Source organism: Robertmurraya sp., from assembly GCF_036676585.1.
Taxonomy (GTDB): domain Bacteria; phylum Bacillota; class Bacilli; order Bacillales; family Cytobacillaceae; genus Robertmurraya_A.
Map to the genome: position 1 here is coordinate 1 of NZ_JAKFCQ010000036.1, position 15,672 is coordinate 15,672.

Consider the following 15,672-nt stretch of genomic DNA (forward strand, 5'->3'; position numbering starts at 1 on the left):
GACACAATTTACCGTTTCTAATTGGGTGAATGGAAGCTGGAATATGACGGCAAGTGAAATTTTAACGGTAATGGAAAATGGCGTAGATATTCAAAATCATACGGTAACCCATCCATTTTTGGCTAATCTAAGTAAAGAGCAACAATACTTAGAGATGCATAACGCTACTGAAGCACTTAAGGACTTAACGGGAAGAACCACTTTTGCGTTTGCCTATCCGTATGGGAACTATAATTCAGATACGATTTCTTTACTAAAAGATCTTGGGTTTAAAGGAGCATTCAAAGTAGGTGGGGGTCTAAGTACGGATCAAAGTAACCGATATGAAATTCCTCGAATTATGATCCTTCAGAACCATACAATAGATGATTTTGTTAGAATGATAGAAACAGGTTACTAATCTATTTTCTGGAGGAATAGAAATGATCATTGAGCCGTCTCAAAAACTATTATTCATTGGAGATTCTGTTACAGACTGTGAGCGAGTAAAACCAGAAGGGGAAGGGTTGTTTCAGGCTTTAGGCAAGGGTTATGTATCTTATGTTGATGCTCTTTTGCAAGCGGTTTATCCGGATCTTGGGATAAGAGTGGTTAATAAAGGGATCAACGGAAATACTGTTCGCGATTTAAAAAACAGGTGGCAGGAAGATGTGATGAACCAAAAGCCAGATTGGCTATCTATTATGATTGGGATAAACGATGTTTGGCGACAATATGATACTCCTTTTATAAAAGAATGGCATGTGTATTTAGAAGAATACGAGGATACCCTTAGGAAGCTTGTAAAGGAGACCAAACCTTTTGTGAAGGGTATGGTTCTTATGACGCCTTTTTATATAGAAAGCAATGAACTAGACCAAATGCGGCAGTCCATGGATCAGTACGGGCTAGTGGTAAAGAAAATAGCAGAAGAAGAAGGGTGTTTATTTATAGATACCCAAGCAGCTTTTAATGTTGTATTAAAGGAACTACATTCTTCTACACTAGCTTGGGACCGTGTTCATCCATCCGCTGCAGGTCATATGATTCTCGCACGAGTATTTCTAAAAGAAATAGGCTTTGATTGGAACCATAGTTAATGTGATTCAATATTGATAAAGAATAGTTGTCATATTAGAAATAATCTAAAGACGAGACTATCATTTGATAGTCTCGTCTTTAGAAGAAAAGAAAAAATGTTAACGGTTTCAAGATTGTGCGTTATAGTAAATTAAAACTATCTATATTTAGAAGGGCGAAATGATATGTTCTCTAGATTACATAAATGGAACACATTACGAAATCAAATACTAGTCGTTTTTCTGGCTGTAATGGCTATCGTTTTACTGATTGTCAGTATATTAACGTATAATCAAGTTTCCACCATATTAAAAAATAATGCGAATAGACAAATTCATCAAACAGCTGTTGAAGCAAATGGGAGGTTGGAGTCTTTATACAAACAAATCAGTACTGCTTCTAAACTAGTCATGACTAATGGAAATATACAAAGAGTGTTAACGGACGCCTACGAGGGACAAGAAGTAGGTTTTTCAGAGCGGCAACAACTAGAAGGAATCGTAAATATTATTCAAGCAAACTCTGAAGGGATTTTTTCCTTTGAACTATACACAAGTAATCTGAAACGATTATTACCGTTAGATGATAAAAGTTTAATGACTAGAATAGATGAAAAGTGGATTCATCGTGCTAATCAGGCAAATGGTCGGCTGGTCTGGATAGGAGATGATCCTAGTAACTCAGATAATATTCTTGCTTTGAGACGAGTGAACTTAATGGGGCGAGATTACGCTAACGGTGGTTATCTACTTATTAGTATTTATAGAAGTTATCTTCAGTTTCCAAACCACGATGAGTCCAATCAGTATTCTATTTTAATTGATAAAGATGTAAAGCCTATTCTTTCCAATTACGATAAGTCCCTTGTACCAATCTTAAAAAATGAAGATCCAACCATTTTATTAGATAACCAAGAGTATATGGTCACAAAACAAACTTCAAATGAAACCGAATGGACACTTATCATTTTAACGCCAATTAAGGCTCTCACAGAAGGGATAAGTGTATTACGTACGGGGATTATCCTCTCTGGAATTATTGGGTTTATCATTTTTTTTACCAGCTCATTATTTCTTTCAACTTATATTACAAAGCCTATTATCAAACTGACAGAAACCATGCAGCAAGCGAGTGCAGGTTCTTTATATATGAATCCTAGTGTAACAACGATAAATGAAATAAACGAATTAAATAGTACCTATAACCAGCTTGTTAAGGAAACAAATCATTTAATTAATATGGTCTATCAGAAGGAGATCACCCGAAGTCGAAGTGAGCTAAAAGCACTTCAAGCACAAATTAATCCTCACTTTCTTTTTAATACGTTAGACGCGCTAAGATGGTCCCTTGAGGATAAGGATGAGGAAGATTTAGCCGAGTTTGTCGTTGCTATGTCTGAACTGTTCCGATATACGATTACGAAACAAACGGATGATGATTGGGTAACGATTAAAGAAGAAATTCACCATATCGAAAACTATATGGAGATTATTAAAATGCGGTTCGGAGATCACCTTAAATGGAATCTTACCCTTCCAACAGAGTATGAAAAGGTGAAAATTCCAAAACTGTTAATACAACCGTTAGTGGAAAATGCCGTTTTGCATGGAGCTGGAAATAAGCTGAATCCATGCACGATTTCGGTATCTATTCAACCTACGACAGACACCCAATGTTTGCAAATTCTTGTAGAAGATGATGGTCCCGGAATCACACAAGAAAAATTGGAATCTATTAAACAGGCCCTGCAATCCGGAGGAATAAACTCTAAAAAAGGGAATGGTATGGCTATTTCCAATGTACATAAGCGACTTGAACTATACTATCAGGATCGTTTAAGAAGGGGACTTACGATTGTTAGTGAAGGAAATATGGGGACAAAGGTTTCTTTTGTGATACCTGTTAACGGGGAGGAAGAACAATGTTGAATACGAAGACCATTTTGGTTGTAGATGATGAGCCAAGAACACGTCAAGGGCTAAAGAAAACTTTGGACTCATGGGCAAATGGGGAGCATCAAATATTCATCGCCTCTAACGGGGAAGAGGCAATTGATTTCATGCAAAATCAAAAAGTTCATATCCTCATTACAGACATTAATATGCCGGAAATAACAGGCCTACAATTATTGCGAACCGTAAAAGAACAAAATATCTTCCCTGTGATCATTGTTATTTCCGCTTACTCAGAATTTCAATACGCCCAGGAAGCGCTTCGTTTTGGTGTTATTAATTATTTACTAAAACCAATAAGCAAAAAGGTGTTAATTGAGGCTGTTGAAGAGGCGATTTCAGCAGTTGAAAAGCAAGAGAGAGCAGGTATGATTGAAAAGGTTGTTGATAACAAACTTGTTAATGCCAGCACTCAGCATCCCTCTGATCGTATACCAATCCGGGAAGCGATTGATTACATTAACCATAATTTAAAAAATGAATTGACTCAAAAGGAAGTAGCAGAACATGTGCATTTAAATCCGAGTTATCTGAGTGTCCTATTTAAGGAGCATGTCAAATTAACTTTCAGTGAGTATGTCACTAGGAGAAGAATTCAACTTGCCAAGGAATTATTAATCTCCACGAGTCTCCCCATAAATGAAATTGCTGAAGAGTCAGGGTACAAAACAGCAAAATACTTTATTAAGATATTCAGAGAATTAGAGGGTATGACACCGAGTGCCTACAGAAAAAACAACAATGAAAGGGTTTTCTAAAAATAGTAGTATTTTTCCTAATCGTTGTGACCTATTTTCAGAATGATCTGAATGTTAAATTATAAATGTAAGGAAATCTAGTAAAAGGTCATAGGGGGGAATTTCGTTGTTAAAAAAGAAAACGGTTTCAGTTTTAATGTCTTTAATTATGCTTGTCTCTCTAGCATTAGTAGGTTGTTCGTCTTCTAGTTCCACGGAAGAAAGCAGTGCCGATGGTAAAAAAGTAATCAAGTTCATGCATTTATGGCCAGAAGGTAGCTCAAATGCACAGTTTTCAATCGTAAAAGACATCATTGAAGAATATGAAAAAGAGCATACAGATATAAAAGTGGAAACAGAAATCTTAAATCCTGATCAGTACAGAGAAAAACTTAAAGTCCTAGCCTCTTCTAATGAGTTACCGGATATTGGAATGACATGGTCAGACGGATTCATTAAGCCTTATGTTGAAGGAGATATGTTAGCTCCTTTAGATGATATTGTTGATGCAAATTTAAAAGATGCTTTTATTCCTGGCGTAAAAGAATCCTATGCTGTAGATGGGGAAACGTATGGTTTACCATTGGAATTGAACATTTCTTATGTTTTCTATAACAAAGAAATATTTGAAAAGTACAACCTTGAAGTTCCTCAAACATTTGAAGAATATAAGAACGTTGTCAAAACATTAGCAGATAATGGAGTGGTTCCGGCTACTGTAGGTGCTAAAGATGGATGGCCTGCTTCTTTCTGGTTTATGTATCTAGCAGATCGTATTGGTGGTTCTACTATCTTAACAGATGTTATTCATGGAAAAGCAAAGATGGACGACCCAGCAATTGTGAAAGCAGCGGAAGAAGTACAAAACCTTGTGGATATGGGTGGGTTTGTAAAAGGGTCTAGTGCGTTATCAAATGATGATGCAAAAGGTTACTTTATGAATGAACAAGCAGCCATGTTTCTAACAGCTACTTGGGAGTTACCAAACTATACTACAAGTCCTGATGTAGCGCAGGAATTTAAAGACAAGATTGGCTATTTCAAGTTCCCAACTTATGAAGGCGGTAAAGGTACAGATATCAACAGTTATGTTGGTGGACCTGGTGTTGGATTATTCGTAGCAAAGGATTCTAAAGTTCAGAACGAAGCAAAAGACTTCTCAGCATACCTTGTAAAAAGATGGGGAGAAAAATCAGTTACAGATGCTGGTGTTATTCCTGCTACTAAAGTAGACACAGCTAATTTGGATCTTGCTCCAATGTACATTGAAATTTTAAAAGATTTGAGTGAAGCATCAAACGTTACTACTTATTTTGATACTCAATCCAGCCCAGCTGTATCCGAATTACACCATGATTTAGTAACGGCTCTATTTGGAAAACAAGTGACACCGCAGGATTTTGTGAAACAACATGCGGACGAACTTGCCGAAGAACAAGAGTAATATGGCGTAATTCATCTTTAAAGAGTAGAGGGCATATAGCATATGCCCTCTATCATTTTATAGGAACGCTTTTCAAAGTAGAAGGGAGTTCAGAAAATGAAAAGTGTCATGTCAAACAAATTCATAATCACTCTTTATGTCCTGCCTGCGTTAATATTAATTCTGCTTTTAATTTATATCCCAATCGTATTAACTGGCTATTATGGTTTAATGGACTGGAACGGAATCGGGAAGATGAAGTTTATCGGATTAGAAAACTATATCGAGTTAGTCCAAGACAAAAAGTTTTGGCAAAGTACGTGGCATTCTCTTTTACTTGGTATTTTCTCAACTGTAAGCTTGGTTGGTTATCTTATTTTATCGCTTATATTAGCTAGTAAAATTAAAGGAGCCAATTTTTTAAGAAAGATATACTTAATTCCTATGTTGTTATCATCCGTTGCGATCGGACAACTTTGGGCTAAGATATTCGATCCTACTAATGGAATGATTAACAGGTTGTTAATAATGTTGGGTGTTGATAACCCACCACTTTGGCTAGCTGATTCTAACATCGTATTATTTGCTCTTTTCATTCCAATTGTTTGGCAGTATGCAGGTTTTTATATCATCATTTTTTATGCTGCGTTGAAGAATGTTCCAGAGGAATTGATTGAAGCGGCAAAAATAGATGGTGCAAACCCTATTCAAATAGCCTATAAAATAAAGATTCCTCTAATCACTGGTGTGATAAAAGTTATGGTCATTCTAGCGATTGTTGGTTCCTTAAAGTATTTTGATTTAATTTTTGTATTAACTGGTGGCGGACCAAACGGTGCGAGTGAGGTAATGGCTTCTTATATGTATACAGAGGCATTTAGTAAATACAACTTCGGATACGGAAGTGCGATAGGATTCGGTTTATTGGTCATCTGTCTCATTATGACTTGGCTCATTCAAAAATTATTATCTTCTAAAGATGATGTGCAATTTTAAGAGAGGGAGTGAAACCGATGAGTAAGGTTGCGTATGGAACAGAAACAAATGCGACTCTAGCGGCACCATATAAAACTAGTAAAACACTCGGAACAAGAATAGGATACGGAATCCTTTATTTTATCCTAGGATTGATTGCCATTGTCCAAGTGTACCCGCTGGTGTGGTTATTTCTTTTTTCATTGAAGACGAATCAAGAGGTATTCGGTATGTCCCCATTCGCATTTCCACAAGATCCTCAATGGGGAAATTACGTAAAGGCATGGACAGCAGGGCATATTGATGTTTACTTTTTTAATAGTGTCTTATACACCGTTGTAGCCGTTGTACTTACGGTTATCCTTGCAAGCTTTGTAACATTTGCCATTACAAGGATGTATTGGAAACTAAGTGGAGTAGTTCTTGGATTGTTTATGGCAGGGTATATGATTCCACTTCATTCAACATTAATTCCACTATTTAATATTTTTAAATCAGTCAATTTAATAGATAATCCCATTTCTATTATTTTGTCTTACGTTGCGTTTAATTTGCCTATCACGATTATGATTCTAACTGGATTTTATAGAACCATACCAAGGGAGATTGAAGAAGCAGCAGTTATGGATGGTTGTTCCGTTCATAGGATATTCTTTCAAATTACATTGCCGATGACCGTTCCGGTACTTTCAACAACTGTCATCATTAACATGATTTATAACTGGAATGAATTTGTATTTGTAAATACCTTCTTGAGTTCGGACAAGTGGAAAACAATTACGGTAGGTGTAAATAACTTTGTTGGGCAGTATTTAACCGATTGGGGAGCTATAGGTGCAACCTTGATGATCAGTATTATCCCCGTATTAATCGCATACTTCCTTCTGAGTGACCGAATCGTTGAAGGTATTGCGGCAGGATCTGTTAAAGGATAGAAGGATAAAGGGCTAACTCATTTCATAGAGTTAGCCTTTTTACTTACTCAAATCAGTATGAAAAAACAGCTCCTGGAATGGGAGCTGTTCTACTAGCTTCGTATGTTCTTAGTCCATAATCGCCCAATAAGCCGGTTTTACGTTATATTCAGGATCAAACACGAAAGGTGCATCTTTTCCTACACCATCGTTGTATTGCATTGCTCGATCATCTAACCAAGTATGATTATCAGCTATTCCCCAGAAAGTAACATTGCTGATTTTGTCTCCTAGTCGTTCATATATTTCAAAAATAGCATTGTAGCGGTCTGCTTGAGCTACCAGACTATCAGTTGGAATATCAGCATAAGTTGGATACGCTGGTCTAGGTGGCCAACCATATAGGCTAACATCTAGCTCTGTTATTTGATTGTCTAACCCAAGGTCAGCAAACATATTAATAGAATCTTCAATGTCCTGGTTAGAAGGCCAACCAATTTGAATATGAGCTTGATGCCCTACACCATCAATTGGAACTCCTTGTTCAAGCAAATCTTTTACAAGATTATATAAATACGTTCTCTTTGGTGTAACTTCTGTATTGTAATCATTAATGTACAGCTTCGCATCTTTTGCTGCATATCTATTGGCTGTTTCAAAGGCTACTTTAATATATTCATCCCCCGTAATCTTGTACCAAGCCGATTCACGCAGCCCTCTTTCATTTTGAGGTGAATCATCAATCACCTCATTCACAACGTCCCAAGACTTCACGTCGTCCTTATAGCGTTTTACAATCGTTTTAATATGGGTTTCTAAACGTTTTAATAGAAGTTTTTTGTTTTTCTCACGCTGTTTTGGATCTTGCTCATCAACCATATTGTTTCCTTCTTCGTCTATGAAGAACCATTCAGGCACCTGGCTATGCCAAACGAGGTTATGAAAACGGATGTCCATGCCATTTTCTTTTGCAAACTTAACAATTTTATCAGCCTCGGTAAAGTCAAATTTACCTTCCTCTGGTTGAATATTGATCGGTTTCATTACATTTTCAGCAACAATACTATTATAATGTCGTTTTAATACTTCTGCTTCTGTGCCCTGTAATTGATAAGGCTCCACTGCTGCACCAATAGTGAAGGAATTCTTGTACCTTTCAGCTATAGAGGGTACCGATAAAGCACTAGTAGACGGTTCATTTGTCGTTTCAGCAGCGGCAGGATTCATTCCAACAGGTAATAATAAGGCTAAAGCTAATCCTGTAATGAGAGGTTTACGTAATACTTTAAGCATGTGAGATTCTCCTTTTTTAATAGAATTTGGTAAGGTGGTTCTTATATATTGATAACTAAACCTCCTTTTAGGTAAGAATTAGACAGAGGGAAGAAAGGGCTTTCATTTTAGTGAAAGCTATGTAACATGTCATTCTGTCTTGAGTTTATTATACCTTTCCTACACTTAGTTTGTATAGTAAATAAACTAAGTGTTTTGTAAATTTCGAAAAATAGTTATAGAGTAATAGTGATATATTACTATGATAAGTTTTCATGACTCCAAAATAGAAAAACAGCTGACCTTTATCAGTAAAAGCCAGCTGTTCTTTGTTATTTATCTCCATAAGGGTCTATTGTTACAATCGTTCCATCATCATTATAGGTTAATTCAGCGTATTTTACCGAACGTTTATGATCTACCCCATCTGATAAGGAGCAATCATGATAGAAAAGATACCACTTTTCTTTAAACTGGACAATCGAATGATGGGTGGTCCAGCCGATGACGGGAGTAAGTATCGTACCTTTAAATTCAAAGGGTCCAAGTGGGTTTTTGCTTACCGCATAAACAATTTTGTGGGTGGTACCTGTAGAATATGATAGATAGTATAGATCTTTGTATTTATGAATCCATGGACCTTCAAAATATCTTCGTTCTTCATCACCCGCAAGAATTGGATTTCCATTTTCATCGACTATTGATATTTCTCGTGGTTCACCTTTAAAGGTTAGCATATCGTCACTTAATTCTGCGACTCTTGGCCCTAATGCTGGTTCTGTTAGCATTGGTCCTTCAGCATTAAGATTAAATGTTCCTTCCTGCCATTTTTCCAACTGTCCTCCCCAAAGCCCCCCAAAATAAACATATGCTTTGTCATCTTCATCGACGAATACGGCTGGATCAATACTGAAGCTACCTGGTATGTAATTTTCTTCTGGTGTAAATGGTCCTGCAGGGGTCGTGCTTGTGGCAACCCCAATTCTAAAAATTCCCTCTTTATCTCTAGCTGGAAAATATAAATAATACGTGTTGTTCTTGTAAGCAGCATCTGGCGCCCAAAGCTGTTTACTTGCCCAAGGAATATCTCTCAAGTGAAGCGCTTCCCCGTGGTCTACACATGGTTCGTTTACATCATCCATGGATAACACATGGTAATCTTCCATCGCATATTGATCACCGTTATCGTTTGAAGGCCCATCATGATCCAGATCATGAGAAGGATAGATATAAAGCTTTCCTTCAAAGACATGTGCAGAAGGATCTGCTGTAAAAATATGCGTAACTATAGGCTCGTTAGGTTTTGAATTTTTCCCCATAATAGCTCCCCCGTACATAATTTAATCGCTTACAAATATAGTATAACCGAAGTTGAATAACTTTGTATATTCGAAAAACTAAGTTTTTTAATAGTGAAAAAAATTATAAAAAAGGATTTCTACAAAAAAATGAGTATATAAGTATATAACAAGAAAAGTAGGAGGCCTTGCCTTTTATGAAATATCCATATGAAAGCGCTGTAATTAAAGAAGAGGTTCCAGTTTTCGCATTAATGACGAGTGTAAAGTATGTGGCCATGCATTGGCACGACAGAATTGAATTATTATTAGTGTTAAAAGGACAAATACATGTGTATGTGGGAAGAGAAGAGTATGTGCTTGAGGAAAATGACCTTTTGCTCATTAACAGTAATGAAGTACATGGTGTTGAATCCAATCAAGAGAATAAACTATTACTTATTCAAATTCCAATAACATTTATTAAAAGATTTTACAGTAATATCGAAAACGAATCCTTCCATTGTCAGTCCTTTCAGAGTATTGACCAGCAATCCTATAACAAAATTAGGCCTCTGCTTGCTGAACTACTGTTAGCTGTAAAAAGGAAAGAAGAAAATTATGAAATTAAAGTGCACTCTCTATTATTAGATGTGGTGTATCAACTGGTTACCCATTTTAAGGTGGAAAAGAAGAATGTCATTATCAACACAGAAAAAGATATTGAACGGATGAATCGGTTAACCAATTACATACAGCAGCACTATATGAATCCTATCACACTTCAAGAGTTGGCTGATACAGAGGAACTTACGGCTCCCTATCTATCCAGATATTTTCAACATCATATGGGACAGTCATTTATCAAATATATAAATGGGATACGCTTGGAACATGCGGTTCGATATTTGCTAGAAACCGATCGACCCATCATTCAAATCGCGTTAGAGTGTGGATTTCCAAATTTAAATTCCTTTCATAAACTTTTTAAAGACACGTTTCACACAACACCTCACCAATACCGAAAAAAACAAATGAAAAACAACACTTCGATTCGTCCTGTTGAATTAAGTGAGATTAGAGGGTATGAATTTACTGAGGAAGAGGATTACCATGAACTATACAAACTTTTATAGTGGAGTTAACACTCAATTATGTTGTATATCAACATTTTTGAGTGTTTTTTTGTGTTAAAAGTAGAAAGAAATTTTGGATCCATTAAATAACTGAGCACATAGGTGTGTGAAAAAATATTAAAAAATATGAAAAAAAGTTAAAAAATATGAAAAAATATGAAAAAAATTATTGAAATCGCTTTATTATGGTGTTAAATTTAATTCAAGAAATCATTACAAGAAGATTAAACAAAAATCGGAGGCTCACAATGAAATTAGCTACGAGGATAAATTCAATTATGCCCAAGGTCGATGGAGATATTATTAAAGCTTTAGAAAAAGTTTCAGAGATTGATGGAATTACATGTGTAGACTTAAATTATCCTGAACATTTTTCAAATTACTCTGTAGATGAGATAAATAAAACCCTAAAAGATTTAAACATTCATGCAAATGGATTAGCTTTAAGGTTTAGAAATCATTTTATAAATGGTGAATTTGGGAACAACAATAAGCTGATTGCTGAAGACGCGTTTACTTTGTGTAAAGAGGCTGCAGATACCTGTAGAGTATTAGGTGGGAAAGTTTTAACTCTATGGCTAGGCTTTGACGGGTTTGACTATCCATTCCAAGTTGATTATCAAAAAGCCTGGAGTCAAGTTAGGGAATATGTAACTGCACTTGCTGATTATGCACCAGACTTACAAATCAGTATTGAATATAAGCCATATCAAGAAAGATCATATGCATTAATTGATAGTATTGGACTAACGTTGTTAATGGTAAATGAAATCAATCGTGAAAACGTTGGAGTTACAGTTGATTACTGTCATATGCTCATGAAACGAGAAAATCCTGCATATGGCTTAAGCCTTGCAGCAGATAAAGGGAAATTATTCGGTGTTCATATCAATGATGGCTATGGAACTCACGATGACGGCTTAATGGTTGGGACGGTATCATTAATGCAGACACTAGAATTCATGTATTATTTGAAAAAGTATAATTATGATGGAGCTATCTATTTTGATACATTCCCTATTAGAGAGGAACCAGTTGCAGAAATTAAGCAAAATGTAAAAGCGATTCATATTATTAGTAGCTTAATAGACCAGCTTGGGTTAGCAGAAATTGAAAAAACGATTGAGAAAAACGACGCAATTTCAGTAAACAAGATGTTCTTTTCAATGTTTGAGTTAAAAGTTAATAAATAATTTTTAACTGAAATATAAGCACACAAATTTTTTTCATAAGTTCTGAAAGCGATTACTAATAAATTCTAGGGGGATAAAAAAATGAAAAAATCTAAAAAAAATTTATTCGTAACTGGTGTTTTAGCAATTTCTTTAGGATTGACAGCTTGTAGTAGCAATAGCAGTAGTGGAAGTACATCTCCAGATAAAGATACAGGTGCTTTTAATCCAGATAATGCTGATGGTCAAACATATGAAGAAGTAAGATCAAGCTTAGGGGAAGTACCTAAATTATCTGAAGAAATAAAATTAGGTGCTGTAGCAAAAGCGTTTGAAAATGAATATTGGAGAACATTGAAAGAAGGAATGGAAACAGGGGCTCAAAAGTTTAGTGATAAAGGGATGAACCTAACAATTGATGTCAAATCCCCACAAGGTGAAGCGGATGAAGAAGGACAGCTTGCCATTGTAAAAGATATGATCAACAAAAAGTATAGTGCTTTGTTACTTTCTCCGATTTCAGACAGCAATCTTGTTCCTGGGGTTGAAAGTGCCCTCGAAAAGGATATCCCAGTAATGAACGTTAACGACGGCATTATCAAGGAAGCTCCAAATTTTGTCGGACCAAAAGCAGATTTAAACGGGGAATCAGCTGCAGAATGGATCTCAGAAAAATTAAATGGAGAAGGTAAGGTTGCGATTATAGTAGGAATGCCAAAAGCATTCGCTGCTAGACAACGTACGTTAGGATTTGAGAATTGGATGAAGGATAATGCACCAAACATTGATATTGCTGAAAAACAAAATGCGGATTGGGATCGTGCAAAGGCAAAGGATATTGCTGCAACATGGATTAAAAAGCATGGGGATCTAGCTGCTATTTTTGCAAATAATGACACGATGGCTTTAGGTGCACAAGAGGCAGTAAATGAATCAGGGAAAGATATATTAGTAGTCGGAGTAGATGGAATCGGTGAGGCATATGAATCTATTCGTAAAGGTGAATTGGACGCTACTATCGATTCTTTCCCGAAATATAAAGGGCAAATTGCAGTTGAAATGACCATTCGTCAATTGGGCGGACAGGAAGTACCTAGAGTAATTTGGACTCCTCAAGCGTTAATTGATGAAACAAATGTAGATACACCAGCTGAAGAGATTATTAAATGGGTAGACCCAACAATAGCAAAGTAACAATATACTAGTTTATACCTATAGTCGGATTGATTGTGTTCGACTATAGGTATGAAAAGGGGAATCGAAATGGAAAAGCAAACAGAAAGTATCATTAGATTTCAGAATATTTCAAAAGTTTTTCCGGGAGTAAAGGCCCTAGATAGGGTGAGTTTTGATATAAAAAAAGGTGAGATCCATGCTCTATTGGGTGAGAATGGGGCAGGAAAGTCAACATTATTGAATACACTCCATGGAGTCAATAATGAATATGAAGGAACGGTAGAAATTCAAGGACAAATAGTTTCATATAAAAATGCCAATGAGGCCATTCAGGATGGAATTGTAAAAATTCATCAAGAAGTTAGTCTAATTCCAGATTTAACTGTGGGCCAAAATATTACTTTAGGTCATGAACCAAGAAAAGGAATGTTTATTGACTACAAAAAGCTTCATCATGATGCGAATGAAATCCTTACTAAAATGAAGTGTAACTTTAAAAGCGAAGATTTAGCGAGTACGTTAAGTACAGGAGAAATGCAAATGGTAGCAATCGCCAAAGGATTGTATCATAATGCGAAACTCATATCATTTGATGAACCATCAGCTTCACTAACAAATCAAGAAGTGCAAACACTCTTCTCTATTATTAACGACTTACGAAAAAATGGAATAACGATTTTATATGTCAGTCACCGTCTAGATGAAGTTTTCGAGATTTGCGACAGTGCGACAGTCCTTCGTGATGGAAAGCATATAGATACGTTTCAATTAAAAGATGTTACAAGAGAGCAACTAATAAAAAAAATGGTAGGCAGGGATGTTTCAGCTTATGCGGTAAGAACCAAACCGTCTCCAAAGACTGATGAAAAGGTATTGGAAGTAGAAAACCTAAGTGTGAATGGAGTCTTTAAAAACATTAATTTCCACCTTCATAAAGGTGAAATATTAGGCTTTGCAGGTTTAGTTGGCTCCAAAAGGACGGATGTAGTTAGAACGATTTTTGGTGCAGAGGAAAAGTCAGGTGGCACCATTAAAATAAAGGGAGTTCCAGTGAATATTAAAAATCCTCGCCAAGGTGTTCTAATGGGGATTGGACTCATTCCAGAGAATCGAAAAACACAAGGGTTTATCAAATTTTTTAATAATGCAAACAATGTAGGTCTTACTAAAATGGAGAAATTCTCTAAGTACGGCTTCGTGAATCATAGAAAGAAAACGGAGAACTGTAATTATTATATCGATGAAATCAACTTAAAACCTAGTAACCCTCATTATATGACGACTAATTTGAGCGGAGGAAATCAGCAAAAAGTAGTGATTTCTAAATGGCTTTCCTCAGATGCTGAGATTTTAATTTTAGATGAACCGACAAAAGGAGTCGATGTTGGAGCGAAAGCAGAGATTTATAGAGTCCTAGAAGAATTACTTGAAAAGGGAAAATCTATAATCGTCGTTTCCTCCGAGTTGCCTGAAGTGTTAGGCCTAAGTGATCGGATAATTGTCATGCGTGAGGGACAAAAAGTGAAAGAGTTTAAAAATCAGAATCTTACTGAAGAAGATATCCTTCAATATGCGATGGGGGTACACAAAGATGTTAAAAACTAAGGAATATAGTAGAGAACTAAGCTTAGTAGCAGCGATCATAATTATGGTTATTGTATTTTCTATTATTGAACCAGTCTATTTAAGTGGAAGTAATTTACTTGATATTATGGACCAAAGTGTTATTAATGGATTATTAGCTTTAGGTATTACTTATGCAATCATTACAGGTGGAATCGACCTTTCAGTAGGATCAATCTTTGCAATTGTAATTGTAGTTGTAGGTGATTTACTTGTAAGTGGTTTAAATCCTGTATTAGCAATTATATGTGGAGTTGGGATAGGTTTTGTTTTAGGAGTATTTAATGGTCTATTAATTACAAAGTTAAATCTTCAGCCATTTATTGCTACCTTAGGAACAATGAGTGCATACAGAGGAATTGCTTATGTTATAACTGGAGGCTGGCCAGTTCTGGATATTCCTGAAAATTTCAGATCAATTTTTAACTCAGATATTTTTGGAGCATTTCCAGTATCAATTCTTGTACTTCTTGCATTTGCTGCTGTTGGACATATCATCTTAAAGTATACTAAACTTGGGACTTATATATATGCTATAGGGGGTAATGAAGAAGCTACTCTCTTATCAGGAGTAAATGTTAACAAAAGTAAAATGCTTGCTTATGCCATTTCTGGAGCTGGAGCCGCTTTGGCTGGTATGGTGTTGTTAGCGCGCTTAGGGTCAGGAGAGCCAGCGGCAGGGCAAACTTATGAATTAAATGCGATTGCAGCCGCTGCTATTGGTGGAGCTAGCCTGGCTGGTGGAAGAGGGAATATGATCGGTACATTACTCGGAGCAATTTTATTATCAACACTAAAAGTTGGATTAGTTGTTGTAGGAGTAGATAGTTTTTGGCAATATATTGCAACCGGAGCTATAATTGTAGTAGCAGCTTATTTTGAAGTGATTCAAGGGAAGCTTAAAGGAATGAGGGTTGGTAGAAGTAATACCAAAGCTATTGGGGTAGGTAAATAAC

General features: G+C 36.0%; 14 protein-coding genes. 12 read left to right on the forward strand and 2 right to left on the reverse strand.

Features of this window, described 5'->3' with window-relative positions:
• The 7 genes from ACGLXV_RS04185 to ACGLXV_RS04215 all read left to right on the forward strand — a co-directional run.
• Positions 1-400 (forward strand): polysaccharide deacetylase family protein (locus ACGLXV_RS04185; RefSeq protein WP_391557633.1); only part of this gene is annotated, 400 nt, incomplete at its 5' end.
• A 22-nt stretch (positions 401-422) separates the two neighbouring features.
• Entirely contained in the window at positions 423-1,079 is a 657-nt protein-coding gene (locus ACGLXV_RS04190; RefSeq protein ID WP_391557634.1) for an SGNH/GDSL hydrolase family protein, read from the forward strand.
• Positions 1,080-1,244: 165 nt separating this feature from the next.
• Positions 1,245-2,987, forward strand: coding sequence for a sensor histidine kinase (locus tag ACGLXV_RS04195; RefSeq protein ID WP_391557635.1), 1,743 nt, complete (start codon positions 1,245-1,247; stop codon positions 2,985-2,987).
• The gene (locus tag ACGLXV_RS04200; RefSeq protein WP_391557636.1) at positions 2,981-3,769 is read left to right on the forward strand and encodes a response regulator transcription factor; all 789 of its coding nucleotides are present in this window, start codon (positions 2,981-2,983) and stop codon (positions 3,767-3,769) included. The genes ACGLXV_RS04195 and ACGLXV_RS04200 overlap by 7 nt, the downstream gene beginning before the upstream one ends.
• A gap of 136 nt (positions 3,770-3,905) precedes the next feature.
• On the forward strand, positions 3,906-5,192 hold the full coding sequence (locus ACGLXV_RS04205) for an extracellular solute-binding protein (RefSeq protein ID WP_391557671.1): 1,287 nt from the start codon (positions 3,906-3,908) through the stop codon (positions 5,190-5,192).
• Between the two features lie 96 nt (positions 5,193-5,288).
• Complete coding sequence (locus tag ACGLXV_RS04210; RefSeq protein WP_391557637.1) at positions 5,289-6,167, forward strand: carbohydrate ABC transporter permease; 879 nt, start codon at positions 5,289-5,291, stop codon at positions 6,165-6,167.
• A 17-nt stretch (positions 6,168-6,184) separates the two neighbouring features.
• Positions 6,185-7,081 (forward strand): carbohydrate ABC transporter permease, encoded by an 897-nt coding sequence (locus ACGLXV_RS04215; protein WP_391557638.1) that lies wholly within the window; start codon positions 6,185-6,187, stop codon positions 7,079-7,081.
• A gap of 108 nt (positions 7,082-7,189) precedes the next feature.
• Here ACGLXV_RS04215 and ACGLXV_RS04220 read toward each other — a convergent pair whose 3' ends face one another.
• Positions 7,190-8,353, reverse strand: coding sequence for an endo-1,4-beta-xylanase (locus tag ACGLXV_RS04220; protein ID WP_391557639.1), 1,164 nt, complete (start codon positions 8,351-8,353; stop codon positions 7,190-7,192).
• 311 nt (positions 8,354-8,664) lie between these two features.
• Positions 8,665-9,651, reverse strand: a complete 987-nt coding sequence (locus tag ACGLXV_RS04225; protein WP_391557640.1) for a glycoside hydrolase family 43 protein — start codon at positions 9,649-9,651, stop codon at positions 8,665-8,667.
• Positions 9,652-9,827: 176 nt separating this feature from the next.
• On the opposite strand from ACGLXV_RS04225, the gene ACGLXV_RS04230 reads away from it, so the two are divergent.
• The 5 genes from ACGLXV_RS04230 (at position 9,828) to ACGLXV_RS04250 (ending at position 15,671) form a co-directional block, all read left to right on the forward strand.
• Positions 9,828-10,745, forward strand: coding sequence for an AraC family transcriptional regulator (locus ACGLXV_RS04230; protein ID WP_391557641.1), 918 nt, complete (start codon positions 9,828-9,830; stop codon positions 10,743-10,745).
• 248 nt (positions 10,746-10,993) lie between these two features.
• Entirely contained in the window at positions 10,994-11,938 is a 945-nt protein-coding gene (locus tag ACGLXV_RS04235; RefSeq protein ID WP_391557642.1) for a sugar phosphate isomerase/epimerase family protein, read from the forward strand.
• A gap of 81 nt (positions 11,939-12,019) precedes the next feature.
• Positions 12,020-13,111, forward strand: coding sequence for a sugar ABC transporter substrate-binding protein (locus ACGLXV_RS04240; RefSeq protein ID WP_391557643.1), 1,092 nt, complete (start codon positions 12,020-12,022; stop codon positions 13,109-13,111).
• 69 nt (positions 13,112-13,180) lie between these two features.
• The gene (locus tag ACGLXV_RS04245; protein ID WP_391557644.1) at positions 13,181-14,698 is read left to right on the forward strand and encodes a sugar ABC transporter ATP-binding protein; all 1,518 of its coding nucleotides are present in this window, start codon (positions 13,181-13,183) and stop codon (positions 14,696-14,698) included.
• Positions 14,685-15,671, forward strand: a complete 987-nt coding sequence (locus ACGLXV_RS04250) for an ABC transporter permease (RefSeq protein WP_391557645.1) — start codon at positions 14,685-14,687, stop codon at positions 15,669-15,671. Before ACGLXV_RS04245 ends, ACGLXV_RS04250 begins: the two co-directional genes overlap by 14 nt.
• Position 15,672: the final 1 nt, after the last annotated feature.

Excerpts from the sequence above, each read along its gene's own strand:
- ACGLXV_RS04210 (WP_391557637.1), top strand. The coding sequence starts at position 5,289 with ATGAAAAGTGTCATGTCAAACAAATTCATAATCACTCTTTATGTCCTG.
- ACGLXV_RS04215 (WP_391557638.1), top strand. The coding sequence starts at position 6,185 with ATGAGTAAGGTTGCGTATGGAACAGAAACAAATGCGACTCTAGCGGCA.
- ACGLXV_RS04230 (WP_391557641.1), top strand. The coding sequence starts at position 9,828 with ATGAAATATCCATATGAAAGCGCTGTAATTAAAGAAGAGGTTCCAGTT.
- ACGLXV_RS04250 (WP_391557645.1), top strand. The coding sequence starts at position 14,685 with ATGTTAAAAACTAAGGAATATAGTAGAGAACTAAGCTTAGTAGCAGCG.
- ACGLXV_RS04240 (WP_391557643.1), top strand. The coding sequence starts at position 12,020 with ATGAAAAAATCTAAAAAAAATTTATTCGTAACTGGTGTTTTAGCAATT.
- ACGLXV_RS04190 (WP_391557634.1), top strand. The coding sequence starts at position 423 with ATGATCATTGAGCCGTCTCAAAAACTATTATTCATTGGAGATTCTGTT.
- ACGLXV_RS04235 (WP_391557642.1), top strand. The coding sequence starts at position 10,994 with ATGAAATTAGCTACGAGGATAAATTCAATTATGCCCAAGGTCGATGGA.
- ACGLXV_RS04195 (WP_391557635.1), top strand. The coding sequence starts at position 1,245 with ATGTTCTCTAGATTACATAAATGGAACACATTACGAAATCAAATACTA.
- ACGLXV_RS04220 (WP_391557639.1), bottom strand. The coding sequence starts at position 8,353 with ATGCTTAAAGTATTACGTAAACCTCTCATTACAGGATTAGCTTTAGCC.
- ACGLXV_RS04200 (WP_391557636.1), top strand. The coding sequence starts at position 2,981 with ATGTTGAATACGAAGACCATTTTGGTTGTAGATGATGAGCCAAGAACA.
- ACGLXV_RS04205 (WP_391557671.1), top strand. The coding sequence starts at position 3,906 with ATGTCTTTAATTATGCTTGTCTCTCTAGCATTAGTAGGTTGTTCGTCT.
- ACGLXV_RS04245 (WP_391557644.1), top strand. The coding sequence starts at position 13,181 with ATGGAAAAGCAAACAGAAAGTATCATTAGATTTCAGAATATTTCAAAA.
- ACGLXV_RS04225 (WP_391557640.1), bottom strand. The coding sequence starts at position 9,651 with ATGGGGAAAAATTCAAAACCTAACGAGCCTATAGTTACGCATATTTTT.